Here is a 24,047-nt window from a genome sequence, read left to right on the forward strand (position 1 = left end):
CTTATGACTTGAGCGTCAGCGCTTCGTCCACGAGCGCTGCCTGTTGTGCTTTGTGCTGGCTTGCAAGCCCAGTGGCGGGGCTGGCGGAGGTGGCGCGGCCGACATAGATGGGCCGCGGATGCTTGGCGTTGATCCGGCCCAGCACCCATTCGATATTGGGTTCGATGAAGGTCCAGGCGCCCTGGTTCTTGGGCTCTTCCTGGCACCAGACGACCTCGGCCTGTTTGAACCGCTCCAGCTCCTTGACCGCCGACTGCGCCGGGAAGGGATAGAACTGCTCAACCCGCAGCAGGTAGACGTCGTCGATCCCGCGGGCGTCGCGCTCCTCCAGCAGATCGTAGTAGACCTTGCCCGAGCACATCACGACGCGCTTGATCTTGCTGTCCGCCACCAGCTTGGTGTCGGAGTTGCCCTCCTGCGCGTCGTCCCACATCAGCCGGTGGAAGCTCGACCCGGTGGTGAATTCCTTCACCGTGCTGACCGCCAGCTTGTGGCGCAGCAGCGATTTTGGCGTCATCAGGATCAGCGGCTTGCGGAAAGAGCGGTGGATCTGCCGGCGCAGAATGTGGAAGTAGTTGGCCGGCGTCGTACAGTTGGCCACGATCCAGTTGTCTTGTCCACACATCTGCAGGAACCGTTCCAGCCGGGCCGAGGAATGCTCGGGGCCCTGACCCTCAAAGCCATGCGGCAAGAGACACACGAGGCCAGACATGCGCAGCCACTTCGACTCACCCGATGAGATGAACTGGTCGAACATGATCTGCGCGCCGTTGGCAAAATCGCCGAACTGCGCCTCCCAGAGCGTCAGCGCATTGGGCTCGGCCATCGAGTAGCCGTATTCGAAGCCCAGCACGGCGTATTCCGACAGCATCGAGTCGATCACCTCGTAATGGGCCTGCCCCGGCTTGATGTTGTTGAGCGGATAGAACCGCTCTTCGGTGTCCTGGTTCACCAGACCGGAGTGGCGCTGGCTGAAGGTGCCGCGCGTGCTGTCCTGCCCGGCCAGCCGCACCGGATAGCCTTCGGTCAGCAGCGAGCCGAAGGCCAGGGCCTCGGCGGTCGCCCAGTCGATGCCCTCGCCGGTCTCGAACATCTCCTTGCGCGCGTCGAGCAGCCGCCCGACCGTCTTGTGCAGCGGATAGCCCTCGGGCACGCTGCTCAGCGCCCGGCCCACCTCCATCAACGCCGCCCTGGAGATCGCGGTTCGGCCGCGCTGGTATCGCTTCTCCTTCATCTTGTCGAGATGCGACCACTTGCCGTCGAGCCAGTCCGCCTTGTTTGGGCGGTACTCCTTGCCCGCCTCGAATTCCTCGCTGAGGTAGGCTTGGAAGGCGGCCTTCATATCCTCGATCTCGCCTTCGGGAATCAGCCCGTCCTTGACCAGACGCTCGGTGTAGAGGCTGAGCGTCGTCTTATGGCTCTTGATCTTCTTGTACATGATCGGGTTGGTGAACATCGGCTCGTCGCCTTCGTTGTGCCCGAACCGCCGGTAGCAGAAGATGTCGATCACCACGTCCTTGCGGAACTTCTGGCGGAACTCGGTCGCGACCTTGGCCGCATGCACCACCGCTTCCGGGTCATCGCCGTTCACGTGGAAGATGGGCGCCTCAACCACCAGCGCATTGTCGGTGGGATAGGGGGAGGAGCGGCTGAAGTGCGGCGCTGTGGTGAACCCGATCTGGTTGTTCACCACGATATGGATCGTGCCGCCCGTCTTGTGGCCGCGCAGGCCAGACAGAGCGAAGCACTCGGCCACCACGCCTTGCCCTGCGAACGCCGCGTCGCCATGCAGCAGGATCGGGATACAGGAGGTGCGGTCAGGATCGTTGTTCTGATCCTGCTTGGCGCGCGCCTTGCCCAGGACCACCGGGTTCACAGCCTCCAGGTGGCTGGGGTTCGCGGTGAGGCTCAGGTGCACCTCATTGCCGTCGAACTCGCGGTCCGAGGAGGCGCCGAGGTGGTACTTCACATCGCCCGAGCCGTCCACATCCTCGGGCTTGAAACTGCCGCCCTGGAATTCGTTGAAGATCGCGCGGTAAGGCTTGGCCATCACATTGGCCAGCACGCTCAGCCTGCCGCGGTGCGGCATGCCGATCACGATGTCCCGCGCGCCCAAGGCCCCGCCGCGCTTGATGATCTGCTCCATGGCCGGCACCAGGCTTTCGCCGCCATCGAGGCCGAAGCGCTTGGTGCCCATATATTTCACATGCAGGAACTTCTCAAAGCCCTCGGCCTCGACCAGCTTCGACAGGATCGCCTTACGCCCTTCGCGGGTGAAGGCAATCTCCTTGCCGAAACCCTCGATCCGTTCCTTCAGCCAGCCCGCCTCTTCGGGGTTGGAGATGTGCATGTACTGCAGCGCGAAGGTGCCGCAGTAGGTGCGCTGCACGATGCTCAGGATCTCGCGCATCGAGGCCGTCTCCAGTCCCAGCACGTTGTCGATGAAGATGGGCCGGTCCATATCGGCCTCGGTAAAACCGTAGGATTTCGGGTCAAGCTCCGGGTGGGGCGTATTCTCGCGCATGCCCAGCGGGTCGAGATCCGCCACCAGATGCCCCCGGATGCGGTAGGCACGGATGATCATCAGCGCGCGGATACTGTCGAGCACAGCGCGTTTGATCTGATCGTCGGTCACCTCGACACCCGCAGCGGCGGCCTTCGCCTTGATCTTGTCGCCCGCGCCCTTGACTTCGGCCTCCGGCGCCCATTCACCGGTGAGCGCTTGCGTCATCTCATCGCCCGGTTGCGGCGGCCAGTCGCTGCGCGCCCAGCTTGGGCCCGAGGCCTCGCGTTTCACCGCAACCTCATCATCCCCCATCGCCTTGAAGAAGGCCCGCCAGGCATCATCCACCGCATTGGGATCACTGGCGTATCGCGCGTACATCTGTTCGAGGTACTCGGCGTTGTGCCCCTGCATGAAGGAGGAGGCATGGAACTGGTCGTTGGGGGTGTGTTCGGTCATGGGGTTACCTCATGTGGGTTGGGACCGTATTGGTTGGGGCCAGGATATGACGGGGCCACCCAGAGATATCGCGCTGCGAAGGTGGCTACACTGCCGACAAAAAAAGTTGCGGCAAAGAACTGTAAGGTAATCTTGTTGTGTTCAAGATGGACCAAATGGAGTATCGACATCGCCATAAAAAACAGTCCAGCGGCGCATAGACCACTCCGGCCATTCTGATTGGCAAACGGATTGGACGAGAAAATACTGAATGGATTAATCGGCGGGACGTGCAAAGGGCTAGTGTCGCGATGCCTTTTTGCTGCCACGTTGGCTACGACAAAAACAGCTATGGCGACGCCAAAAGCGCCTATGATTAGTGAAAGAGCGCCTGAAGCAAACAACGAAAGCGCATTGATCACGATCATCGTTGCCAAGCTGGTAAGATAGCCTGTTCTAAATCTCTGCGCAGGCATTCGCCCGTGTCTTGAAAAGAGATCAACAAGCAACTGCCTTGCATTTTGCTGAAGGGCGGTCATCTTGCGCGACCTCCCGCCCGGCGGCACTGCCGGGCAGCCCCCGACCGCCCCCCCGGGCGGGGGCTTTCAGCCCCGAGCCCGCGGTCGGGGGCTGCCCTCATTTCATAGGTCCAGCGGTTGATCACAGACCGGGGCTCGGCTTGTCGGGATGGCGTACTATGCCGTCGGGCTTTTACCGCACGCATGCTGAGACAAGGCCGGGGCTCCGCCCGTTCGGACCTCAAACGCTCCACTGGAGCGTTTGCCTCGCGTATGCTCGGATCGGACCTGCGCCGGGGCTCCGCCCGTTCGCCGCTCGAAAGCGCCACTGGCGCTTTCGCCTCGCTTATGCTCGGATCGCGGCTCACCCCCGTTCAATCGCCTCTTTTACGGCTTCGCCCAGCGTCGCGGGGCTGTCGGCCACCACAATTCCGGCGGCGCGCATGGCTTCGATCTTGTCTTCGGCGCCGCCCTTGCCACCGGCGACGATGGCTCCCGCATGGCCCATGCGGCGACCCGGAGGGGCTGTGCGGCCCGCGATGAAGCCGGCTGTGGGCTTCCAGCGGCCCTTCTTCTTTTCATCTGCCAGGAACTGCGCTGCATCCTCTTCGGCGCTGCCGCCGATTTCTCCAATCATGATAATGCTTTGCGTCTCATCATCGGCCAGAAACATTTCCAACACGTCAATGTGCTCGGTGCCCTTGATCGGGTCACCGCCGATGCCCACCGCCGTCGACTGGCCATAACCCAGATCGGTGGTCTGTTTCACCGCCTCATAGGTCAAAGTGCCCGAGCGCGAGACGACGCCGCAGGAGCCGCGCTTGTGGATGTGGCCGGGCATGATGCCGATCTTGCAGGCATCGGGCGTGATCACCCCGGGGCAGTTGGGGCCGACGAGCCGCGAGGCGGAGCCTTCCAAAGCCCGCTGCACCTTCATCATGTCCAAGACCGGTATGCCTTCGGTGATGCAGACGATCAGCTCCATCTCGGCGTCGATGGCTTCGAGGATGGAATCCGCGGCAAAGGGCGGCGGCACGTAGATCACGCTCGCATTCGCCTCCGTCTTCGCCTTCGCCTCATGCACCGAGTTGAAGACGGGCAGGTCGAGGTGCGTCTGGCCGCCCTTGCCCGGGGTCACGCCGCCCACCATCTGGGTGCCGTACGCAATGGCCTGTTCGGTGTGGAACGTGCCCTGGCTGCCGGTCAGCCCCTGACATATGACTTTGGTGGTTTCATCGATGAGTACGGCCATGATGTGTCCTTTTGACTTACAAATTTGAGGCGCCGCAGGCGGCGGGCGTTGGGGTGCGAGGGCTCATTGCTTGACCTCCGCGGGTTGCGCGAGAAATGTGATCTGGTGCAGCTTGGCACGGCCCGTAAGCGCGCTGAGCAGGGTCGGAATCGGGTACGCAAGCTCATAGTACGCGCGCTTGAGCTTTTGCCGCACCAGCGCCAGCCCCTTGGGCCGGAAGCGGGTCGCGGTCTGGAGTGCCACGCCCTCGGGCTCATTGCCCTGTTCGATGAGTGCGGGCTGTACCTGATAGACGCGCATCGTGCGCGCCACGGGCGAGGCATTGAAGTTGAAGAGCAGGTTGTCGATGGTGATGTCGAAGGGCCGTTCGGCCAGAAAGCGTTCCGCCGCATCGCGGGTCAGCATATAGCCCGCTGCCCCAACGTGCCGCGACAAAAGCCGCGTGATCCGCCGCCCGCGATAGCCTTGCCCCTCGGCGCCCAAGAGCACCTTGAGGCTGCGGGCGCGCCAGCGTTCGAGCTTGACCATATCCGCATCCGCCGGCCACCAGCTGAGATCCTCCAGCCAGGCGCCCAGCTCGGGCGCGATGAAGATATCGTCCTCCATCACCAGGCAAAGCACGGCGTCAGAGGCCAGAAACCGCTCCCAGACCTGCGCGTGGCTGATGGTGATCGCCATATTGCTGTCGTGGAAGAGGCCCCACGGCCCGTCGGGCCGACAGTGGCGCAGCATCTCCTCGCGCGGATGCTCCGCCATGTCGAAGGCGGGGTGGAACTGGGCCTCGACACCGGCCTGCGCCAACTCCGCCTGCATCCGTGCCCGGCGTTCCTCTGCGCGGGCGAGGTTGATCATCTCGATATGCAGCCGGGGTGCCATCTCTCAGAGCGCCTCCCAATCCGCGGGCAGCCGGTCGACGGCCATGAAGGTCTGGCCCGCGCGTGTGCCGACGTGCACGACCGCGACGCGTCCGCGCAGCAGTTCGCGGCCCTCGATCAGTGCCGTCCCCGGCTCCGCCTCATGGGTCGCGGGCAGGTCGATGGCAAACCCGAAGACCGGCGGCGTGGACATCTTTTCGCGCAGCGCGGCAATGGCGGCCTCGGTGTGATCGCCATCGAAGGCCACTTCGCAGCGCCGCTCGATCTCCTCGGGCATACCCGGCGCAGGCGCCAGCGTCTTGTCCCAGAAGATCAGCGTGTAGGGCAGCGGCGCGCCGTCGCGCGCCTGCATGTTCATCTGCACTTCTTCCGCAGTCTGTCCGGCGGTGAAGCAAAGCGTGGTGAAACTGGCAATCGCACTCTCTGCGACCGAGTTCGCTGAAGCCGCGCCGGCGAGGGCCAGGGGTATGAGCGCCGCCCGGATCATGTCGCCCCCGGCTGGAAGAGGATCAGCGCATAGCGGTACCAGCCAACGCTGACGGTGCGTTCGGTGGCGATGATGGCCGGCGGATCGGTGGGGATGGACCAGGCTTGTTCGATGTTTCGGCCAAGCGGTTCAGGGTCGATCGCGCGGGCGCCGGGGTAGGTGGCGGCGACATAGTTCTGAAACCGTGTCGTCTGACCAGTGCGGGATTCCGCCTGTACGAGGCACATGGTGTCGGAGACCGCCACCGCCGGGCGGCTGTCGTCGATCACATAGGCGCGGGCCCCGGGCGTGCGTTCGGGCAGCGGCACATAGCCCGCGGCGCGGAGCGCTGCATCGTCACGCGGGCCGGTGGTGCAAAACCGATCAAACGCATTGACCATGAGCGCCGGGCTCGACTTGGGCACCAGATTGCCGCGCCACGTGTTCCGCAACTCGGCAGTGTCGGGCGAGACGCCTTCGGCAGAGCAGGCCGCGAGACCGGCGCAGAGCGATATGGCGGCCAGCGCGCGGATCATACCCGATACGTGCTGTAGAAGACCGCTGTCCCGTTCTCGGCACAGCCCTGGTCGGTCGCGGAATTCACACCGATGGCGAGGCCGATCGGGTTGGTCGGGTCTTCGTAGGTCACGCAATCGGCGCCAGCGCCGGGGATCACGCGGCGCGCGAAACCAGGGAAGATCTGCGGTACCAGACCATCGAGAAGCGCGCTGCCTTGCGTCACGCCCATATGTCGGGTCGTGACAATGCAATGCTGCGGCATCTCGCCATAGTAGAGCTCGACTTCGACGGTATCGGCGGGTGCGGTGAAGATGTGCGTGGTGTCGGAGTTCACGCTGCTGCGCTCGACCCTTTCGCTGAAGCCGGCCTGCCGGAACCACGCGGCGCGCGTTGCCCCCGCGGCCCCTTCGGTGAGGCAGTATTGCAGCGCCAGACCGGTATTGGCCCAGACCGCCTCCTCGAAGGTCTGAGGCAGCGCGGGTGTCGCAATGGCCAGCGCGCCTGAAACGATCACAAGACGTGCCACACCAAGGCCGCGAGCCAGCAGATCGCGCGCAGGCCGTCCCCGTGGCGCGCCATCAGGATGGTGCTGCCGATATGTCAGCGTGCCGGGCGAGGGCCTATTCACGGCCGTCGGGCGCATCCCGATTGACACTGCAGAAGCGGTGCGGGGAAGTCCGGCGGTAGTCTTAGTGTCTCTCATGAGCTGCTTCGTGGTCCGCTCAGTTGTAGATCAACTCAGCGATGTCTTCCTTTGGGACGGGTGGAGAAATCAGAACGATACGGCGCGTCTGGCCGGCACTGCGCCGTACATCATGCGTGAACACGCTGCCGTTCCTCAGATGATAGGCGGAGTGAAAAAAGGAGCTTGTGAGTTTCTCCCGGGGCTGCCCGCCCGTTCGGCGGACGGCCTCGGTCAGAAACTGCGAGCCGACCGCCGCCGCATCGGGCGAGCCCAGAAAAGCGACGCCGCACGCATTCTTGAAACGGTCCGACGCACGCACGGAGGTCAGAGGCTTGTCGCCCGGCGCTCTGTAGATCGTGCCGACGCTTTCTCGTGTCGCGAGTTGAAGACCACGACGCGTGACCGCTGCTTCGTACCCGCTGAAGCTCGGCAGGGTCCGCAGACAGGTCTCCGAGAACAGATCGGCCGGCGTCGCGGTTTCGGCGACAGAGAACGTCGCCGCGGCAATCTGCTGCTCAGAAGGCCCGCACGCACCGAGGCCGAGGAGGCCCGCCAGGACCAGAGGGAAGGTCACGCGCATCGCTGCTCAGCCCTTCACGGCCTTCACGATTTTCTGGGCGCCATCTTTCAGATCGTCGGCGGCGATCACGTCCACGTCCGAATTGTTGATGATGTCTTTGCCCTGCTGTACGTTGGTGCCTTCGAGCCGCACCACAAGCGGCACCTTCAGGCCCACTTCTTTCACGGCGGCCACCACGCCCTCGGCGATCACGTCGCAGCGCATGATGCCGCCGAAGATGTTGACCAGGATGCCCTTCACGTTGGGATCGGAGGTGATGATCTTGAAGGCCTCCGTCACCTTCTCCTTGGTCGCCCCACCGCCCACGTCGAGGAAGTTGGCGGGCTCCGCCCCGTAGAGCTTGATGATGTCCATGGTCGCCATCGCAAGGCCCGCGCCGTTCACCATGCAGCCGATCTCACCGTCGAGCGCGATGTAGTTGAGGTCGTACTTGCTGGCCTCCAGTTCCTTGCTGTCCTCCTCGGTTACATCGCGCAACTCGGCAATGTCGGGGTGGCGGTAGATCGCGTTGCCGTCAAAGCTGACCTTGGCATCGAGCACCTTGAGATCGCCGCTGTCGGTCACGATCAGCGGGTTGATCTCGAGCATCTCCATGTCCTTTTCCAGAAAAGCGTTGTACAGCAGCCCCATCAGCGCCACGCATTGCTTGATCTGCTTGCCCTCCAGCCCCAGCGCAAAGGCGATGCGGCGGCCGTGATAGGCTTGGTAGCCGGTGGCCGGATCGACGGAGAAGCTGAGGATCTTTTCCGGCGTTTCTGCCGCGACTTCCTCGATGTCCATGCCGCCCTCGGTGGAGCAGACGAAAGAAATGCGGCTGGTCTGACGATCCACCAGCAGGGCGAGGTAGAGTTCGGTCTCGATCCCCGAGCCATCCTCGATATAGATCCGGTTGACCTGTTTGCCCGCGGGACCGGTCTGATGTGTGACCAGCGTGCGGCCCAGCATCTTCTTCGCCTCTTCGGCGGCCTCTTCCACAGATTTCGTCAAGCGCACGCCGCCCTTCTCGCCCGCGTCGGCCTCCTTGAACGAGCCCTTGCCGCGGCCGCCTGCGTGGATCTGTGCCTTGACCACCCACATCGGTCCATCCAGCGCACCCGCAGCCGTCTTGGCTTCTTCTGCCCGCAGGACCACCCGACCATCGGAGACCGGCGCGCCGTAGCTGCGCAACAATGCTTTTGCCTGATATTCGTGGATGTTCATGGAAAAGAGTCCCGTGCTGTTGGATCGGTGTCCCAGCCGGTATACGACAGGATATTACATCGAGGTAAAGGGTTTTTGCCTGATATCGCAGATGGGTGCGGGAAATCTGCTTTTTGTGATCACAGCATTTTTAGGTGTGATCACAAATTTTTCCATCCCGCGCCGACTCAGGCACCACCGGGGTGCGTATGAACCGGAACCGTCGCGTTTGCGTACACAGTCTCATACCCTCACTGCAACTCTTCAGACGTACAACATGGCAGACTTGGCCCAACTCAAAAAGCTTGACCCACGCACCAGTTGGACAGGGTTTCTTCTGGCCAGCGGTGCCGTTCTGACCGTTGTCTTCATCCTGCTGGAGCCCGGCCCCTCGCGAGGTCTGCCGAAAGCGAAGGTGGTGCTGTTCTGGCTGGCGCATGTGGTGGGGGCGCTCATCTGCCTGCAAGCCGCGCAGCTTGCGCTTCAGCGCAGCACATGGGTGCGGAGATGGCCGCCCGTGCCGCAAGTGTTTGTCGGAGGACTGACCGGCTCAATCCTCTTTGCCCCGCTGGCGCTCGGCCTCGATTGGCTGCTTGGGGTCGCGGTGCTGACCGATGACGCGCGTGAGCCGTTCGGGGCGGCGCTCGTTGGAGAACTGGCCGCTCTCACGCCCGTGGTCACGATCACATGGCTGGCGCTGAACGCGACGCGGCTTCTCAGGCTTCCGGCCCCCGCTGTGATGGCCCGCCCCGCCGCTGGCTTCTGGGCCAAGGTCCCCCCGCATCTGGGGCGCGATCTTGTCGCGCTCAGTGCCGAGCTGCATTACCTGCGCGTCTACACTGTGCGGGGTGAGGCGCTCATCCTCTACGGCTTCGGCAAGGCCATTGCCGAAGCGGATCAGGGGGTGCAGATACACCGGTCGCATTGGGTGGCGCTCGCCCATGTCGAACGGATCGGGCGCGAGGGGCGCGAGGGCGTCTGCCATCTCGCCGGCGGGCTGCGGCTGCCAATAAGTCGACGGTTTCGCCGTGCGATGGAGGAGAGAGCCGCGGGGGCCACCTGACCACTCGTGCATCCCGCAGCCCATTTGTGCAAAACCGCTGGTCCCGTCGATAGACCCGGCCATGCTCTGCCGCATCCCACGAGGCAACATGGAGGTCGGGACCTTATGACATCTTACAACACGATCCGGGCAGCGGTACTTCTGTCCTGCGCCGCCTTCGGCGCAGAGGCGCAGGAGGATGTGTCGGGCTTTTACGGAGGGCTCTTCGGCGGCCTCTCGGCCTTGCAGGAGGATGACTTCACCCTCGGCGGCAGCACGACGACGCTGAATTTCGACAGCGGTGCCATGGCAGGGCTGTCGCTGGGCTATGACTACGGCGGCAGCCCGTGGCGCTCCGAGATCGAATTCGCCTACCGAACGGGGGATGCCACAGATTTTTCGGGCGGGGCGGGAAGCGGCGGCGATCTGGCGTCCACATCGCTGATGATCAACGGGTACTACCAGTTCGCGACCCGGTCCGCCTGGCAGCCCTATGTCGGCGCGGGGCTGGGCGTGGCCACGGAAATCGATTTCGACATCGAAGGCGGAAGTGCTGCCGGTGAGTATTCCGACAGCGGTGTGTTCGCAGCGCAGATCATGGCGGGCGCGCGCTATGCGGTCTCGGACCGGGTGTCTCTTTATGGCGAGCTGCGTTACTTCACCGCCGGATCGCCCGATCTGGAAACGGATGCCGGGCAGGTGCTGGCGGTCGACTACGACACGCTGGATCTGCTTGCGGGTGTGGTCTTCCGGTTCTGACACAAAGGGGCGGGTCTCCGAGCCCGCCCTTGCTTCTGACGTCGGCGTGGTCAGGCCAGTGCGCTGTCGATCCCCTTGCAGGCCTCCACCAGGCCTTTGACGGCGCTCACGGAACTGTCGAACATCGCCTGCTCGTCCTTGTTCATGGAGATCTCGACGATGCGTTCCACGCCGCCGGCGCCGATCACGGTGGGCACGCCCACGTAGAAGCCCTTCAACCCGTAGGCGCCATCCACATAGGCGGCGCAGGGCAGCACGCGTTTCTGATCCTTGAGATAGCTTTCCGCCATCTCGATGGCGGAGGTCGCCGGGGCGTAGAAGGCGGAGCCGGTCTTCAGAAGGCCCACGATCTCGGCACCGCCGTCGCGGGTGCGTTGCACGATGGCATCCAGTTTCTCTTGCGTCGTCCAGCCCATCTCGACCAGATCGGGCAGCGGGATGCCGGCCACGGTCGAATAGCGCACCAGCGGCACCATCGTATCGCCATGTCCGCCCAGCACGAAGGCAGTCACGTCCTTCATCGAGACATCGAATTCCGTGGCGAGGAAGTGGCGGAAGCGCGCGGAATCGAGCACGCCCGCCATGCCGCAGACCTTCTCATACGGCAGGCCCGAGAACTCGCGCAGCGCCCAGACCATCGCGTCGAGCGGGTTGGTGATGCAGATCACGAAGGCGTTGGGCGCATGGTCGCGGATGCCTTCGCCCACGGATTTCATGACTTTGAGGTTGATGCCCAGGAGGTCGTCACGGCTCATCCCCGGCTTGCGCGGCACACCGGCGGTCACGATGCAGACATCGGCACCTGCGATATCCTCATAGGACTGCGTGCCGGAGAGGGCCGCATCGAACTTGCCGGCAGGGCCGCTTTCCGCGATGTCGAGTGCCTTGCCCTCGGGCGTGCCTTCGGCAATGTCGAACAGGACAACGTCGCCCAACTCTTTCAGCGCTGCCAGGTGAGCGAGCGTGCCGCCGATTTGACCGGCGCCGATCAGCGCGATTTTGGGTCTTGCCATGGAATATGCTCCGCAATTGGGTTGAGATTGCGCTCTCTGCTACCGATTCACGCGAGATAGCGCAAGTTTGCTCCGGCGGTTGTCTTCGCCGCCGGGGTGTCGTGATCTGTGCGAGCCGAATCGCGGGGCAAGAGCCTGCGGACAATGGCGGCGGGAAAGGCCGGGACAATTGACCCTCGACTGGATGTTCTTTGTGATCGCTGGCCCCGCCGTGATCTTTGCTGGCATATCGAAAGGCGGGTTCGGCTCTGGCGCGGCCTTTGCCTCGGCCAGCGTGCTGGCGCTTGTCGTTGAACCGGGGTTGGCACTCGGGGTCATGCTGCCGCTTCTGATGCTCATCGACGTGGCGACGCTTGGCCCGTACTGGCGCAAGTGGGACGGGCAGGGGGTTGTGCTGCTGATACTCGGAGGGCTGCCGGGCGTCGCGCTCGGCGCAGCTCTCTACAAGGTTGCCGAGCCCGATGTCTTCCGGGTGCTGATCGGCGGGATTTCCCTGGCTTTCGTGCTTTGGCAGCTTGTCTTTGCCAAGCGGGTGGTGGCGCGCCCCGCGCGGCACTTGCCGCGATGGGCGGGGCTTCTGGCGGGGGTGACGGCCGGGTTCACCAGCTTTGTCAGCCATGCAGGCGGGCCGCCTGCCGCCGTCTATCTGCTGTCGAAGGCTCTGAGCAAGACGCAATATCAGGCCACGACGGTTCTGGTGTTCTGGGTGATCAATATCGCGAAATTCATCCCCTATGCCTTTCTGGGGATGTTCACCTACGAAACGGGGCTCGCCAATCTCGTGTTGGCCCCTTTCGCGCTTCTGGGGGCCTGGTTGGGCGTGCGCGCCCATCGACTGGTGCCCGAAGGTCTCTTCTTCGGACTGACCTATGTGCTGCTCAGCCTGACGGGGCTGAAGCTGATCTGGGACGGGTTGACCTGACCGCGTAGGCTGCGCCTTAAAGAGCCCTGAATATCAGGCGGGCCGATGGCCCACCTTGGATCGCTCAGGCGTCGTTGCCTTTGGCCGGCAGGGCTTCTGCCAAGGTCTCGTAGGACTGGCCAGAGGCCACCAGGCAGGTCAGACCGTTGGGTGTGGTCACCGTGATGGTCCAGGTGCCGGTCTCATCGGAGGCAAAGACCTCCACCACGGCGTTGTTGGCGCCGAGCCCCATGGATTGACGGCTTTCGCCGTACCCTTCGGCGAGCCGGTCGATAACGGCGTCGCGCGGTGCGCAGTTGCGGGCGTTTTGCGCCGCGGCGTCGGTGGTCGATGCAACATAGAGAGCGGCTGCCGCGCTGAGTGCTCCCAAATGCAGGATCTTGGTTGTGCGTGTCATACTCGTGTCTGCCTTCAATTCAAAAGGCGGCACCCGCTGTCATCTGGCCCAACCGGTTTTACCGGTGATGACCGGGCGGCCCCGGTTCAGTTTTGTGTCGATCCTATCCCGAACTTGGATGCGATCAGCGGCCGAGCTGTCGCGGTATTTTCCCGAATATTCGACGCGGTCACCATCCGCCGTAGGTTTGAAGTAATGGTTAATCGGCCGTCCGGGGATGCAGATAATTCGAAATTTGCTGCATTGCGGCACAATTTCCCTTGCAGTTTGTTTCAAAAAATGCCCCATTCCGCGCAATTTTGTGATCATAGCGATGAACCGGATTCACACCGATGCCTCAGCTTCCGCGCCCGTTGCGCTCTGTTCTTTACATTCCAGCCTCCAGGTCGCGGGCGCTTGAAAAGGCCCGCACATTACAAACCGATGCGATCATTTTTGATCTTGAAGATGCCGTGGCGCCCGACGAAAAGCCGGCCGCGCGCACCACTCTGGCCGAGGCGCTGGCGGCCGGGGGCTATGGAGAACGCCTAAAAATTGTGCGGATCAACGGGCTCGAGACCGACTGGGGCGCGGACGACGCGCAGGCAGCTGCAGAGATGGCTGCGGATGCAGTCCTGTTGCCAAAAGTCGACGGCCCTGCACAGCTCGACGCGCTTGCGCAGATCACAGGGGATACCCCGCTCTGGGCCATGATGGAGACTCCCCAAGGCATGCTCGCGGCCGCCGAGATCGCGGCCCATCCGCTCTGTCAGGGCATGGTGATGGGCACAAACGATCTGGCCAAGGACATGGGCACCCGGTTCCGGGCCGACCGTCTGCCGCTGATGACGGGCCTTGGTCTCTGCCTGCTCGCGGCCAAGACACATGGGGTGGCCATCGTCGATGGGGTCTTCAACGCCTTCAAGGACACCGACGGGCTTGCCGCGGAATGCGCGCAGGGCCGCGACATGGGCTTTGACGGCAAGACGCTGATCCACCCCGCACAACTCGAGGTCGCCAACGCCGCCTTCTCGCCCACCGAGGAGGAGGTCGACCTCGCACGTCGGCAGATCGCAGCCTATGATGAGGCGATTGCCGCGGGGCAGGCCGTGGCCGTGGTCGACGGGCGGATCGTCGAGAACCTGCATGTTGCAACCGCGCGGGAAACACTGGCAAAGATGGACGCGATAGCAGCTCTTAGCGCGGAGTAAGCCCATGGCCCTCATCATTGCCGGATTGATCCTCTGGACCCTTGCACACTACTTCAAGCGCCTGGCGCCCGATCGCCGGGCGGCCCTGGGCGATCCGGGCAAGGGGCTGGTGGCGGTTGGCGTTGTTGCCGGGCTGGTGCTGATGATCCTCGGCTATCGCGGCGCCGAGTTCATCTATGTCTGGCAGCCGCCCACCTTCATGGTGCATGTGAACAACACGCTGATGCTGATCGCCTTCTGGGTCTATGGCTCCAGCGCGGCCAAGACGGCCAAGGCCTGGCCTGCGTCAAAGATCCGGCATCCGCAGCTCACCGGTTTCAAGATCTGGGCCGCCGCACACCTGCTGGTGAATGGCGATCTCGCGTCGATCCTGCTTTTCGGCGGGCTTCTGGGCTGGGCCGTGGGCGAGGTGATCCTGATCAACCGCGCCGAGCCTCACTGGACGCCGCCCGAGCCTGCCGGCACAGCCACCTATGTACGCCTTGCGGTCATCAGCCTCGTGCTCTTCGGCCTTGTGGCGGCCATTCACAACTGGCTGGGCGTCTGGCCCTTCCCCGTCTGAGACCCGGAGACTGTCATGATCCTCTACCGCTTCCTCTCCGAAGAGGACACCTCGGCCTTCTGTCACAAGGTGACGGATGCGCTCAACAAGGGCTGGGCGCTTTACGGCAGCCCGACGCAGACCTGGGATCACGGAGCGGGCGTGATGCGCTGTGGGCAGGCGGTGACGAAAGAGGTCGAGGGCACCTACACGCCAGACACCAGGCTGGGAGAGCACTGATGGGCGTGAAGACCAATGTGGGCCGGTTCTTCGAGGACTACTCGCTCGGGCAGGTGATCCACCACGCCGTCCCGCGCACGGTCAAGATGGGCGAGCGCGCACTCTACCACATGCTCTACCCGGCGCGCCACGCGCTCTATTCGTCGGATCAGTTCGCACAGGGCTGCGGGCTGCCGTTCTCGCCGCTCGATGATATGGTCGCCTTCCACGTGGTCTTCGGCAAGACCGTCCCGGATGTCTCGCTGAATGCCGTGGCAAACCTTGGCTACGCGCAGGGGCGCTGGATCACGCCCGTGTGGCCCGGCGACACGCTGCGCGCGGTCTCCGAGGTGATTGGGCTCAAGCAGAACTCGAACGGCAAGACCGGCGTCGTTTGGGTGCGCACGACGGGGCTCAACCAGCACGGTGAGACGGTGCTCGAATACGTGCGCTGGGTCATGGTGCGCAAGCGCGACCCCGGGGCCGCTGCGCCCGAGACGGTGGTGCCGGATCTGCCCGAGGCGGTGGCCGCGGAGGATCTGGTGATCCCCAAGGGCCTCGATTTCACGAACTACGACGTCACGCTGGCGGGCGAGCCGCACCGCTGGGGCGACTATACGGTGGGCGAACAGATCGACCATGTGGATGGTGTCACCGTCGAGGAGGCCGAGCACATGATGGCCACGCGGCTCTGGCAGAACACGGCAAAGGTGCATTTCGACACCTCCGCGCGGCCCGATGGGTCCCGCCTGATCTATGGCGGCCACGTGATCTCCATGGCCCGCGCGCTCAGCTTCAACGGGCTTGCGAACGCGCAGATGGTCGTGGGACTGAACGGTGGCGCGCACGCGAACCCCTGCCTTTCAGGCGATACCATCCGCGCCTGGTCGGAAGTGCTCGACAAGGCCGAGACACCGGCGCCGGGCGTCGGTGCCCTGCGGCTGCGGCTGGTCGCGACGAAAGGGGGCGACCCGTTCCGTCTGAAAGGGGGGGATGGCAAATACTTGCCGAATGTTCTGCTCGATCTGGACTACTGGGCGTTGTTGCCCATGTAAACCAGCGGGCCTTGGTGCCCGTCTGAAGGAAAGATTTGAGTATGCGGATCATTTTTCTGAGCCTTTTTTTCGCCTGTACCTCCCTCGTCAGCCCATTGCAGGCGCAGAGCCGTGAGGACACCTTTGTCGAGGCCAACGTGCTTGCCATTCTCTATCACGAGATGGGCCATGCGCTGATCGACATCCTGCAGTTGCCGGTTTTCGGACAGGAAGAAGACGCCGCCGACGTGCTTAGCGTGTTGCTGATCCATGATCTCTACGAGGAAGAGGCCGCGGCGGGCATCATTTATGACGCCGCCTTCGGTTTTCTGGGGGAGGCCGACTCCTACGAAGCGGCGCCTTGGGGGGTGCATGGCCTCGACCTGCAGCGGTACTACACTATGATCTGCCTCTTTTACGGCGCCAACCCGGACGCGCGGGAGGACCTCGCAGTCGAGTTGGAGTTGCCGGCCGAACGCGCGGAGACCTGCCCCGAGGAGTTCCAGCTCGCTTATGACAGCTGGGGGCCGGTGCTCGACGAGATCACCGCGGACGAGCCGGGCACGTCGATGACGCTGGAAGGCGCGGGCGACGATGTGATCGGGGTGCTGATGGTCGATGAGGTCGCGGCGCTGAACGAGGACTTCATCCTGCCGGTGGCGCTGACCTTCCGGGTCGAGGCCTGCGGCGAGGCGAACGGGTTTTATGATCTCGGCACCCGCGAGATCATCATCTGCAGCGAGTTGGACCCCTATCTGCGGAGCCTCGCAGGGTTCTAGACCAATTGACACCATGGGGATCGAACCAGAGGTCCCGCCCGACCCTGGCTGGGTGAGAAATGCGCTCCTCGTGCCGAACGCGCGCCTTTGGCGTGACGGGGAGGGCCCGAAGCGGGCCTCTCAAATCACGGTGCGCCGTTGTAGAAATTCGCCATATCAAATCGGGCCCGATTGCGTAATCTGGCCTCATGATACGCCTGCCCCTGCTCCTACCTCTTCTGTGCTGCCTGGCCGGAGGCCGCTCTGCGCTCGCCTGCCAGCTTGCGCTGGTGCTTGCGGTTGATGTCTCGGGCTCGGTCGATACGCGGGAGTATGACATCCAGATGCAAGGGCTGGCCGCCGCGCTGCGCGAGGGTGTGATCATCGACGCGCTGATCGAACAGGAGGCGCAGGTCGCCCTGATCCAATGGACCGGCTCGTCGCGCCAGCGCCAGACCATCCCCTGGACAGCCATCCGCACGGCGGAGGATGTGGCACGGCTCGCGGACGCTGTTGGTGGGAACCGCCGCGTCTGGCGCAACTACTCCACCGCCATCGGCGAGGCGCTTGTGGCCGCCGAGGAGGCCCTGCGCGCCGTGCCGCAATGCGCGCGCAAGGTCATCGACGTCTCGGGCGATGGCATCTCCAACGAAGGCATCCACCCGCGCGACCGTCATCCCGCCTTGGCCGAGATGGATGTGACGGTGAATGGGCTCGCCATCGAGACCGACGAGGAAGACCTGACGGGCTGGTTTTATGAAAACCTGATCCGTGGCGAGGGCGCTTTTGTTATGACCGCCAATGGGTTCGAGGACTATCCCGCGCAGATCCGGCGCAAGTTGCAGCGCGAGATCACCCGGCCGCTCAGCGGGTACAGAATTTGTGATCACGGCGCTTTCTCGTGTGATCACAGTTATCAGTTGATTAACGATTTTCGGTCAAACCGCGCCAAATAACCGCGGCTTTGCGGCGTTGCGGCACGTGACAAAGCCGTAATAAGCGGTAAAAAGAGCGGCAGGGAACCAAAAGGAATCTGCCATGGCCGATGTCAATCGGGGCAATCGCCCCTTGTCGCCACATCTGACGATCTATCGCCCCCAGCTGACCTCAATTACCTCGATTCTAACCCGCATCACCGGAAATGCACTGCTGATTTCGGCTTTGCTCGTGGTTTGGTGGTTCCTTGCCGCGGCCACCTCGCCAGAATACTTCGCCATCGCCAATGGCGTGTTGACCAGCTGGTTCGGCGATCTGGTGATGACGCTCTCGCTCTGGGGGCTGTGGTACCACACGCTCGCGGGTGTGCGGCATCTGATCTGGGATCAGGGCATCGGCCTCGATCTGGAGACCGCCTACAAGCTGGGCTACGGGGTGATCGGCGGCTCGGTGCTGTTGACGCTTCTGACCATCGCGATTGTTTGAGGAGGCTGCCATGAGCTATCTGACAGACCGCAAGCGCGCCGTGGGGATGGGCTCCGCCAAATCAGGTACTGAACATCACTGGTCGATGACCGTCAGCTCCGGCGCGCTGCTGATCCTGATCCCGCTCTTTGTCTTTACCTTCGGCCCGATGCTAGGCGCCTCCTACGAAGAGGTCACCGCCTATTTCAACCGCCCGTTCCCGGCGGTTGTGGCGGGCCTGACGATCATCGTGAGCTTCAAGCATTTCGCGGGCGGTGTGCAGGCGCTGCTCGAAGACTATGTGCACGGGCTCGCGCAGAAGATCTGTATCGTGGCGATGACATGCCTGTCCTACGCGGCCATGGCCGTGGGCCTCTATGCCGTTGTGCGCCTCGCGCTCTGACCCCAATGACGGGCGGTGCGCCGCTCAGATCCAGGAGACTGATCCATGGCTGAATACGAATATGAAACACATGAATATGACGTGGTGGTCGTGGGCGCGGGCGGCGCGGGCCTGCGCGCGACCCTGGGCATGGCCGAGCAGGGGCTGCGCACCGCCTGTGTGACCAAGGTGTTCCCCACACGTTCGCACACAGTGGCGGCCCAAGGCGGCATTGCGGCGTCGCTGAGCAACATGGGCCCGGACCACTGGCAGTGGCACATGTATGACACGGTGAAGGGCTCCGACTGGCTCGGCGACACCGATGCCATGGAGTACCTCGCGCGCGAAGCACCCAAGGCGGTCTATGAGCTCGAACATTACGGCGTGCCGTTTTCGCGTACCGAGGACGGCAAGATCTACCAGCGGCCCTTTGGCGGTCACACCACGGAATTCGGTGAAGGTCCCGCTGTGCAGCGCACCTGTGCGGCCGCCGACCGGACGGGCCACGCGATCTTGCACACGCTCTATGGTCAAAGCCTCAAGAACAATGCGGAATTCTACATCGAGTACTTCGCGATTGATCTCATCATGTCCGAGGACGGCATCTGCCAGGGCGTGCTGTGCTGGAAGCTCGACGACGGCACGCTGCACCTCTTTGCGTCAAAAATGGTGGTGCTGGCGACCGGCGGTTATGGACGCGCGTATTTCTCCGCGACTTCCGCGCACACCTGCACGGGCGACGGCGGCGGTATGACGGCGCGCGCCGGCCTCCCGCTACAGGACATGGAATTCGTTCAGTTCCACCCCACAGGCATCTACGGCGCGGGCTGCCTCATCACCGAAGGTGCGCGCGGTGAGGGCGGGTATCTCACCAATTCCGAAGGCGAGCGCTTCATGGAACGCTATGCGCCGCAGTACAAGGACCTCGCCCCGCGGGATTATGTCTCCCGCTGCATGACGATGGAGATCCGCGAGGGCCGGGGCGTCGGCAAGAACGGCGACCACATCCACCTCAACCTCAACCACCTGCCGCCCGAGACGCTGAAACTGCGCCTGCCCGGCATCTCCGAGTCCGCCCGCATCTTCGCAGGCGTGAACCTCAACAAGGAGCCGATCCCGGTGCTGCCCACCGTGCATTACAACATGGGCGGCATCCCGACGAACTACTGGGGTGAGGTGCTGGCCCCAACGAAGGACGACCCCGACCGCGTGTCGCCGGGCCTCATGGCCGTCGGCGAGGCCGGTTGCGCCTCAGTGCATGGGGCCAACCGTCTGGGCTCCAATTCGCTCATCGACCTCGTGGTCTTCGGCCGCGCCGCCGCGATCCGCGCGGGCAAGGTGGTCGACCCCGAGGCGCCCGTGCCGACGCCCAACAAGGCTTCGGTGGAGGCGGCACTCGACCGCTTCGACAACACCCGCCACGCCAAGGGCCACACGCCAACGGCCGAGTTGCGGCTCGAGATGCAGCAGTGCATGCAGAAAGACGCCGCCGTCTTCCGCGCCAATGACACGCTGGCCGAAGGCAAGAAGGCGATGGAAGAGGTGGCCGACAAATGGTCGGATGTGGGCGTGACCGACCGCAGCCTGGTGTGGAACTCCGACCTGATGGAGACGCTCGAGCTGGCGAACCTCATTCCCAACGCGGTCGCCACGATCGTCGGCGCCGAGGCGCGCAAGGAAAGCCGCGGCGCGCACGCCCATGAGGATTTCCCCGAGCGCGACGACCAGAACTGGCGCAAGCACTCGCTCATTTGGTTCAAGGGCAACAAGGCGTCCTTGGGCTATCGCGGCGTGCACGAACAGCCGCTCACCAGCCACAACGACGGCGGGATCGACCCCAAGAAGATCGCGCCCAAGAAGCGGACCTTCTGATGCGCTTTGCCCTCATCATTGGCGTCACCCTCGCGCTGACCGCTTGCGTCGAGGTGCAGCAAGCCACCGACCGCGCCGGCCGCGACACGGCGAAGACGATCCTGCCCGAGGCGCTCGCGCTCTACTTCCCGCAGGTGCCAAAGGCGCTGTTTACGCCCTTTACAAACTGCGTGGTGGATAATGCCGATGCCGCCGAGGTCCAGGCGCTGGCCGCCGACGCGATCACCGGGGTCGATCAGGGCACAGCGGACACGGTTCGCGCCGTGATCGCGCGCCCCGAGACCCAAAACTGCCTACGCGCTGCCGCTCCGGCCGCGCTTGGCACGTTCTAGACCGAACAGGAGACCCGAGACATGGTTCAATTGACCCTGCCCAAGAACTCCCGCATGACCAAGGGCAAAACCTGGCCCAAGCCCGAAGGTGCGAACAACCTCAAGAAGTTCCAGATCTACCGCTGGAACCCCGATGACGGCGAAAACCCCCGGGTCGACACCTACTTTGTCGATCTGGACAGTTGCGGCCCGATGATCCTGGACGCGCTGATCAAGATCAAGAACGAGATCGATCCCACGCTCACCTTCCGCCGCTCCTGCCGCGAGGGGATCTGTGGCTCCTGTGCGATGAACATCGACGGCATCAATACGCTCGCCTGCATCTACGGCATGGACGAGGTCAAAGGCGATGTGCGCATCTATCCGCTGCCGCATATGCCCGTGGTCAAGGACCTGATCCCCGACCTCACCCATTTCTACGCGCAGCACGCGTCGATCATGCCGTGGTTGGAGACCAAGACAAACCGCCCCGCGAAGGAGTGGAAGCAATCCATCGAAGACCGCAAGAAGCTCGACGGCTTGTATGAATGCGTGATGTGTGCCTCCTGCTCCACCTCCTGCCCCAGCTACTGGTGGAACGGCGACCGTTACCTCGGGCCAGCAGCCCTGCTGCACGCCTATCGCTGGATCATCGACAGCCGCGACGAGGCGACGGGCGAGCGTCTGGACGATCTGGAAGATCCGTTCAAGCTCTACCGCTGTCACACGATCATGAACTGCGCCAAGACCTGCCCGAAGGGGCTGAACCCGGCGGAAGCGATCGCGAACATCAAGAAGATGATGGTCGAGCGCGCCGTCTGACGACCGGCAAGATGGCGTCCCGGCCACAGGCGGTCGGGCGCCCGAAAGATGTTCAATTTTATCAACAAACCGTCTTGCGCTGAAGCGCAAAGCGTTCCATATGCGCCGCCAGACGCCAACGCACGCGCCTCTGTCCGGCGACCGGTTTACGTAGCGACGGTAACGTCTCCTTTTGGAACTCAGCGGCTTTTCGAAGCCGGGTCTACTGGAGATGACCATGAACGCCTACGTCACCGATTTTGCGGTGCGCATGCCTGCGCATGTGTCCCGTGCCGAAGCCTACATCGCAACCCGCTCGTTTGGCCGACCCACGCTTGTGCTGGATGTCGATGCTGTCGAGGCGCAGTATCGGGCGCTTGCGACCGGCCTGGGGCACGCGCGGATCCACTACGCCGTCAAGGCAAACCCGCAGGCCGAGATCATTAACCGTCTGGTGCGTCTGGGCTCGCATTTCGATGCGGCCTCCCGCGCGGAAATCGAGCTGTGCCTGGATCATGGCGCCGACCCTGCAAGGATCTCCTTTGGCAACACGGTCAAACGCCCGTCCGACATCGCCTTTGCTCATCGCGCGGGGCTCCGGCTCTTTGCGGCAGATGCGGAGGAAGAGCTTGAAAAGATCGCCAAGCATGCGCCGGGCGCGGAGGTCTATATCCGGCTGATCGTGGAGGCCTCGCAGGCCGACTGGCCGCTCAGCCGCAAGTTCGGCTGCAGCAAAGACAAGGCGCTGGACCTGCTGGGTGTCGCGAAGGCGCTCGGCCTGAACCCGCGTGGCTTCAGCTTTCACGTGGGCAGCCAGACCCGGCAGGCGGCGATGTGGGGCCCGACCCTCGATCACATCGCGCAGCTTTGGTCTGATGCCCAAGCCGCCGGGTTTGCGCTTGATCTGCTGAATATCGGCGGCGGGTTTCCCGCGTTCTATGGCGAGGCCATCGACGAGCCAACTGTGTATGCGGCCGCCGTGATGGACCAGATCCGCGCCCGCTTCGGCAATGTGCCCCATGTCATGGCGGAACCGGGGCGCGGCCTTGTCGCCGAAGCCGGGGTGATCGCCGCGGAGGTCCTTCTGGTCTCGCGCAAGTCGGATCGCGACCTGCATCGTTGGGTGTATCTCGACATCGGGAAGTTCTCGGGCCTGGCCGAGACCATGGACGAGGCGATCCGCTATCAGTTCGTGACCGCCCGCGGCGACGGCCAGACCGGCCCCTGCATCATGGCGGGCCCGTCCTGCGACAGTGCCGACGTGCTCTACGAGAAGAAGATGGTCGACCTGCCGCTCGATCTGGCCGGTGGCGACCGTATTCTGATCCGCAATTGCGGTGCCTATACCACCACATACGCGACCATCGGTTTCAACGGGTTCCCGCCGCTGGACGTGGTTGTCATTTGATCTTGAAGCGGCTTGCACAAACTGGCTGAATGGCGGGGCTCACCAGAATTGGTCCCGCCATGAACGCTCCTGCCGACGCTGACGCCCGCCGCGCCATCGCACCCGTCATCTGCTATCCGACCGAGGCCTTGCCAGGGCCGGATATGGCGCTGCTGACCGCGGCGCGACAGACGCTGACAAAGGTGGGCGAGGTCACAGTCCCGCCGCGGGAGGCCCGCTGTTTCGAGGTGCCGGCGGGCCATTTCTTCCGCATCACCAGCATCGAAGCGCCGCAGGTGGGTGACCTGAACCTGCACAACGCCGCCGACCCGACCGAGCGCTTCTACTCCGGCAAGGCGCGCGCGCTGCACGGCACTCATCTGAGCACCGGGGACCGGATGTGGTCCTCCTTCCCGCATCTGCGCCCGCTCGCGACGATCACGCACGACACCTTGGACTGGTATGGCATCGACGACTTCGGTGGGTCGGTCCATGACGTGATCGGCACGCGGTGCGACCCCTATACGCATGCGCTGCTGTCCGACGGCGCGCAGTATCACCACTGCTGCCACTCGAACCTGACGCGGTCGCTCGCGGCACATCTCGGCCTCCCGCGCGCGGACGCCGAGCCGCTTGTGCATGACGTGCTGAATGTCTTCATGTGCACCGGCTTCACCCGTGACACTGGGCAGTACTTCATGAAGGCCAGTCCCGTCAGGCCCGGGGACTATCTAGAGTTCTTTGCCGAGATCGACCTTCTCGGCAATCTCTCCGCATGTCCGGGTGGCGACTGCGGTTCTGAACACTCAAGTGATTTCGCACCGTGCGCGCCACTGCTGGTGGAAGTCTTCCGGCCTGCTGTGGACAGTCTCGCAGGTTGGTCGCCGCCGTCAGTCAATACTTACGACAGAAGCCACGGCCCCTGACGTTATCTTGCAAGACGGCTTGGATGCTGCGAGCCCGCCTCAGGCGATCATCAGATGCCTCGGCAGAACGGCGGCTG

General features: G+C 63.6%; 28 protein-coding genes. 16 read left to right on the plus strand and 12 right to left on the minus strand.

From position 1 onward, the window contains the following. Position 1 precedes the first annotated feature (1 nt). From MUB52_RS12215 to sucC, 9 genes are all read right to left on the minus strand, one after another. Entirely contained in the window at positions 2-2,962 is a 2,961-nt protein-coding gene (locus tag MUB52_RS12215) for a 2-oxoglutarate dehydrogenase E1 component (RefSeq protein ID WP_263844511.1), read from the minus strand. After that, on the minus strand, positions 2,959-3,480 hold the full coding sequence (locus MUB52_RS12220) for a DUF805 domain-containing protein (protein WP_263844512.1): 522 nt from the start codon (positions 3,478-3,480) through the stop codon (positions 2,959-2,961). The genes MUB52_RS12215 and MUB52_RS12220 overlap by 4 nt, the downstream gene beginning before the upstream one ends. A gap of 343 nt (positions 3,481-3,823) precedes the next feature. Continuing rightward, the gene (gene sucD / locus MUB52_RS12225) at positions 3,824-4,711 is read right to left on the minus strand and encodes a succinate--CoA ligase subunit alpha (RefSeq protein ID WP_263844513.1); all 888 of its coding nucleotides are present in this window, start codon (positions 4,709-4,711) and stop codon (positions 3,824-3,826) included. Positions 4,712-4,774: 63 nt separating this feature from the next. Beyond that, positions 4,775-5,587: a glycosyltransferase family 25 protein gene (locus MUB52_RS12230; protein WP_263844514.1), complete on the minus strand. Its 813-nt coding sequence runs from the start codon at positions 5,585-5,587 to the stop codon at positions 4,775-4,777. Between the two features lie 3 nt (positions 5,588-5,590). After that, the gene (locus MUB52_RS12235; RefSeq protein WP_263844515.1) at positions 5,591-6,073 is read right to left on the minus strand and encodes a hypothetical protein; all 483 of its coding nucleotides are present in this window, start codon (positions 6,071-6,073) and stop codon (positions 5,591-5,593) included. After that, on the minus strand, positions 6,070-6,588 hold the full coding sequence (locus tag MUB52_RS12240; RefSeq protein ID WP_263844516.1) for a hypothetical protein: 519 nt from the start codon (positions 6,586-6,588) through the stop codon (positions 6,070-6,072). Before MUB52_RS12240 ends, MUB52_RS12235 begins: the two co-directional genes overlap by 4 nt. Continuing rightward, positions 6,585-7,199, minus strand: a complete 615-nt coding sequence (locus MUB52_RS12245; RefSeq protein WP_263844517.1) for a hypothetical protein — start codon at positions 7,197-7,199, stop codon at positions 6,585-6,587. Before MUB52_RS12245 ends, MUB52_RS12240 begins: the two co-directional genes overlap by 4 nt. A 94-nt stretch (positions 7,200-7,293) precedes the next feature. After that, positions 7,294-7,836: a hypothetical protein gene (locus MUB52_RS12250; RefSeq protein ID WP_263844518.1), complete on the minus strand. Its 543-nt coding sequence runs from the start codon at positions 7,834-7,836 to the stop codon at positions 7,294-7,296. A gap of 6 nt (positions 7,837-7,842) precedes the next feature. Continuing rightward, positions 7,843-9,036 carry an ADP-forming succinate--CoA ligase subunit beta gene (gene sucC / locus MUB52_RS12255; RefSeq protein WP_263844519.1) on the minus strand — a complete coding sequence of 398 codons (1,194 nt, stop codon included), beginning with the start codon at positions 9,034-9,036 and terminating at the stop codon, positions 7,843-7,845. Positions 9,037-9,292: 256 nt separating this feature from the next. On the opposite strand from sucC, the gene MUB52_RS12260 reads away from it, so the two are divergent. Then, positions 9,293-10,078: a LytTR family DNA-binding domain-containing protein gene (locus tag MUB52_RS12260; protein WP_263844520.1), complete on the plus strand. Its 786-nt coding sequence runs from the start codon at positions 9,293-9,295 to the stop codon at positions 10,076-10,078. A 105-nt stretch (positions 10,079-10,183) separates the two neighbouring features. Beyond that, positions 10,184-10,816: an outer membrane protein gene (locus tag MUB52_RS12265; RefSeq protein WP_263844521.1), complete on the plus strand. Its 633-nt coding sequence runs from the start codon at positions 10,184-10,186 to the stop codon at positions 10,814-10,816. Between the two features lie 50 nt (positions 10,817-10,866). Here MUB52_RS12265 and mdh read toward each other — a convergent pair whose 3' ends face one another. Further along, a complete protein-coding gene (mdh, locus tag MUB52_RS12270) occupies positions 10,867-11,829 on the minus strand; it encodes a malate dehydrogenase (protein WP_263844522.1) in 963 nt (320 codons plus the stop codon). Positions 11,830-12,013: 184 nt separating this feature from the next. Between mdh and MUB52_RS12275 the strand changes: the two genes are divergently transcribed. Beyond that, positions 12,014-12,751 carry a sulfite exporter TauE/SafE family protein gene (locus MUB52_RS12275; protein WP_263844630.1) on the plus strand — a complete coding sequence of 246 codons (738 nt, stop codon included), beginning with the start codon at positions 12,014-12,016 and terminating at the stop codon, positions 12,749-12,751. A 64-nt stretch (positions 12,752-12,815) separates the two neighbouring features. On the opposite strand, the gene MUB52_RS12280 is transcribed toward MUB52_RS12275, so the two are convergent. Together MUB52_RS12280 and MUB52_RS12285 are read right to left on the minus strand one after the other, a co-directional pair. After that, positions 12,816-13,148 carry a hypothetical protein gene (locus MUB52_RS12280; protein ID WP_263844523.1) on the minus strand — a complete coding sequence of 111 codons (333 nt, stop codon included), beginning with the start codon at positions 13,146-13,148 and terminating at the stop codon, positions 12,816-12,818. Between the two features lie 39 nt (positions 13,149-13,187). Beyond that, on the minus strand, positions 13,188-13,457 hold the full coding sequence (locus tag MUB52_RS12285) for a hypothetical protein (RefSeq protein WP_263844524.1): 270 nt from the start codon (positions 13,455-13,457) through the stop codon (positions 13,188-13,190). 23 nt (positions 13,458-13,480) lie between these two features. Here MUB52_RS12285 and MUB52_RS12290 point away from each other — a divergent pair, with 23 nt between their 5' ends. The 13 genes from MUB52_RS12290 (at position 13,481) to MUB52_RS12350 (ending at position 23,970) form a co-directional block, all read left to right on the plus strand. Further along, a complete protein-coding gene (locus MUB52_RS12290) occupies positions 13,481-14,338 on the plus strand; it encodes an HpcH/HpaI aldolase/citrate lyase family protein (RefSeq protein ID WP_263844525.1) in 858 nt (285 codons plus the stop codon). A 4-nt stretch (positions 14,339-14,342) separates the two neighbouring features. After that, the gene (locus MUB52_RS12295) at positions 14,343-14,900 is read left to right on the plus strand and encodes an NnrU family protein (protein WP_263844526.1); all 558 of its coding nucleotides are present in this window, start codon (positions 14,343-14,345) and stop codon (positions 14,898-14,900) included. Between the two features lie 15 nt (positions 14,901-14,915). Further along, complete coding sequence (locus tag MUB52_RS12300) at positions 14,916-15,119, plus strand: DUF1737 domain-containing protein (protein ID WP_263844527.1); 204 nt, start codon at positions 14,916-14,918, stop codon at positions 15,117-15,119. Then, positions 15,119-16,153: a MaoC family dehydratase gene (locus MUB52_RS12305; RefSeq protein WP_263844528.1), complete on the plus strand. Its 1,035-nt coding sequence runs from the start codon at positions 15,119-15,121 to the stop codon at positions 16,151-16,153. The genes MUB52_RS12300 and MUB52_RS12305 overlap by 1 nt, the downstream gene beginning before the upstream one ends. A gap of 41 nt (positions 16,154-16,194) precedes the next feature. Beyond that, positions 16,195-16,911, plus strand: a complete 717-nt coding sequence (locus tag MUB52_RS12310) for a DUF4344 domain-containing metallopeptidase (RefSeq protein WP_263844529.1) — start codon at positions 16,195-16,197, stop codon at positions 16,909-16,911. Positions 16,912-17,099: 188 nt separating this feature from the next. Next, complete coding sequence (locus tag MUB52_RS12315) at positions 17,100-17,846, plus strand: DUF1194 domain-containing protein (RefSeq protein ID WP_263844530.1); 747 nt, start codon at positions 17,100-17,102, stop codon at positions 17,844-17,846. An 82-nt stretch (positions 17,847-17,928) separates the two neighbouring features. Then, complete coding sequence (gene sdhC / locus MUB52_RS12320; RefSeq protein ID WP_263844531.1) at positions 17,929-18,312, plus strand: succinate dehydrogenase, cytochrome b556 subunit; 384 nt, start codon at positions 17,929-17,931, stop codon at positions 18,310-18,312. A 10-nt stretch (positions 18,313-18,322) separates the two neighbouring features. Continuing rightward, the gene (sdhD, locus tag MUB52_RS12325; RefSeq protein ID WP_263844532.1) at positions 18,323-18,694 is read left to right on the plus strand and encodes a succinate dehydrogenase, hydrophobic membrane anchor protein; all 372 of its coding nucleotides are present in this window, start codon (positions 18,323-18,325) and stop codon (positions 18,692-18,694) included. A 45-nt stretch (positions 18,695-18,739) separates the two neighbouring features. Beyond that, entirely contained in the window at positions 18,740-20,545 is a 1,806-nt protein-coding gene (sdhA, locus tag MUB52_RS12330) for a succinate dehydrogenase flavoprotein subunit (protein WP_263844533.1), read from the plus strand. Next, positions 20,545-20,877, plus strand: a complete 333-nt coding sequence (locus MUB52_RS12335; protein WP_263844534.1) for a hypothetical protein — start codon at positions 20,545-20,547, stop codon at positions 20,875-20,877. The genes sdhA and MUB52_RS12335 overlap by 1 nt, the downstream gene beginning before the upstream one ends. 21 nt (positions 20,878-20,898) lie before the next feature. Beyond that, the gene (locus tag MUB52_RS12340) at positions 20,899-21,678 is read left to right on the plus strand and encodes a succinate dehydrogenase iron-sulfur subunit (protein ID WP_263844535.1); all 780 of its coding nucleotides are present in this window, start codon (positions 20,899-20,901) and stop codon (positions 21,676-21,678) included. Positions 21,679-21,895: 217 nt separating this feature from the next. Further along, positions 21,896-23,065 (plus strand): type III PLP-dependent enzyme, encoded by a 1,170-nt coding sequence (locus tag MUB52_RS12345; RefSeq protein WP_318527425.1) that lies wholly within the window; start codon positions 21,896-21,898, stop codon positions 23,063-23,065. Positions 23,066-23,124: 59 nt separating this feature from the next. Continuing rightward, on the plus strand, positions 23,125-23,970 hold the full coding sequence (locus MUB52_RS12350; protein ID WP_263844536.1) for an urea carboxylase-associated family protein: 846 nt from the start codon (positions 23,125-23,127) through the stop codon (positions 23,968-23,970). Positions 23,971-24,047: the final 77 nt, after the last annotated feature.

Origin of the sequence: Roseobacter sinensis (genome assembly GCF_025755255.1) — a bacterium.
Classification (GTDB): Bacteria; Pseudomonadota; Alphaproteobacteria; order Rhodobacterales; family Rhodobacteraceae; genus Roseobacter; species Roseobacter sinensis.

What these genes read in the sequence shown, in the direction of transcription:
- MUB52_RS12300 (WP_263844527.1), top strand. Translation starts at nt 14,916, where the DNA reads ATGATCCTCTACCGCTTCCTCTCCGAAGAGGACACCTCGGCCTTCTGT.
- MUB52_RS12345 (WP_318527425.1), top strand. Translation starts at nt 21,896, where the DNA reads ATGAACGCCTACGTCACCGATTTTGCGGTGCGCATGCCTGCGCATGTG.
- MUB52_RS12340 (WP_263844535.1), top strand. Translation starts at nt 20,899, where the DNA reads ATGGTTCAATTGACCCTGCCCAAGAACTCCCGCATGACCAAGGGCAAA.
- MUB52_RS12310 (WP_263844529.1), top strand. Translation starts at nt 16,195, where the DNA reads ATGCGGATCATTTTTCTGAGCCTTTTTTTCGCCTGTACCTCCCTCGTC.
- MUB52_RS12275 (WP_263844630.1), top strand. Translation starts at nt 12,014, where the DNA reads ATGTTCTTTGTGATCGCTGGCCCCGCCGTGATCTTTGCTGGCATATCG.
- MUB52_RS12240 (WP_263844516.1), bottom strand. Translation starts at nt 6,588, where the DNA reads ATGATCCGCGCGCTGGCCGCCATATCGCTCTGCGCCGGTCTCGCGGCC.
- MUB52_RS12295 (WP_263844526.1), top strand. Translation starts at nt 14,343, where the DNA reads ATGGCCCTCATCATTGCCGGATTGATCCTCTGGACCCTTGCACACTAC.
- MUB52_RS12220 (WP_263844512.1), bottom strand. Translation starts at nt 3,480, where the DNA reads ATGACCGCCCTTCAGCAAAATGCAAGGCAGTTGCTTGTTGATCTCTTT.
- MUB52_RS12235 (WP_263844515.1), bottom strand. Translation starts at nt 6,073, where the DNA reads ATGATCCGGGCGGCGCTCATACCCCTGGCCCTCGCCGGCGCGGCTTCA.
- sdhD (WP_263844532.1), top strand. Translation starts at nt 18,323, where the DNA reads ATGAGCTATCTGACAGACCGCAAGCGCGCCGTGGGGATGGGCTCCGCC.
- MUB52_RS12230 (WP_263844514.1), bottom strand. Translation starts at nt 5,587, where the DNA reads ATGGCACCCCGGCTGCATATCGAGATGATCAACCTCGCCCGCGCAGAG.
- MUB52_RS12285 (WP_263844524.1), bottom strand. Translation starts at nt 13,457, where the DNA reads ATGATCACAAAATTGCGCGGAATGGGGCATTTTTTGAAACAAACTGCA.
- MUB52_RS12265 (WP_263844521.1), top strand. Translation starts at nt 10,184, where the DNA reads ATGACATCTTACAACACGATCCGGGCAGCGGTACTTCTGTCCTGCGCC.
- MUB52_RS12305 (WP_263844528.1), top strand. Translation starts at nt 15,119, where the DNA reads ATGGGCGTGAAGACCAATGTGGGCCGGTTCTTCGAGGACTACTCGCTC.
- MUB52_RS12215 (WP_263844511.1), bottom strand. Translation starts at nt 2,962, where the DNA reads ATGACCGAACACACCCCCAACGACCAGTTCCATGCCTCCTCCTTCATG.
- sdhA (WP_263844533.1), top strand. Translation starts at nt 18,740, where the DNA reads ATGGCTGAATACGAATATGAAACACATGAATATGACGTGGTGGTCGTG.
- sucC (WP_263844519.1), bottom strand. Translation starts at nt 9,036, where the DNA reads ATGAACATCCACGAATATCAGGCAAAAGCATTGTTGCGCAGCTACGGC.
- MUB52_RS12280 (WP_263844523.1), bottom strand. Translation starts at nt 13,148, where the DNA reads ATGACACGCACAACCAAGATCCTGCATTTGGGAGCACTCAGCGCGGCA.
- sucD (WP_263844513.1), bottom strand. Translation starts at nt 4,711, where the DNA reads ATGGCCGTACTCATCGATGAAACCACCAAAGTCATATGTCAGGGGCTG.
- MUB52_RS12315 (WP_263844530.1), top strand. Translation starts at nt 17,100, where the DNA reads ATGATACGCCTGCCCCTGCTCCTACCTCTTCTGTGCTGCCTGGCCGGA.
- MUB52_RS12290 (WP_263844525.1), top strand. Translation starts at nt 13,481, where the DNA reads ATGCCTCAGCTTCCGCGCCCGTTGCGCTCTGTTCTTTACATTCCAGCC.
- MUB52_RS12350 (WP_263844536.1), top strand. Translation starts at nt 23,125, where the DNA reads ATGAACGCTCCTGCCGACGCTGACGCCCGCCGCGCCATCGCACCCGTC.
- MUB52_RS12260 (WP_263844520.1), top strand. Translation starts at nt 9,293, where the DNA reads ATGGCAGACTTGGCCCAACTCAAAAAGCTTGACCCACGCACCAGTTGG.
- sdhC (WP_263844531.1), top strand. Translation starts at nt 17,929, where the DNA reads ATGGCCGATGTCAATCGGGGCAATCGCCCCTTGTCGCCACATCTGACG.
- mdh (WP_263844522.1), bottom strand. Translation starts at nt 11,829, where the DNA reads ATGGCAAGACCCAAAATCGCGCTGATCGGCGCCGGTCAAATCGGCGGC.
- MUB52_RS12335 (WP_263844534.1), top strand. Translation starts at nt 20,545, where the DNA reads ATGCGCTTTGCCCTCATCATTGGCGTCACCCTCGCGCTGACCGCTTGC.
- MUB52_RS12250 (WP_263844518.1), bottom strand. Translation starts at nt 7,836, where the DNA reads ATGCGCGTGACCTTCCCTCTGGTCCTGGCGGGCCTCCTCGGCCTCGGT.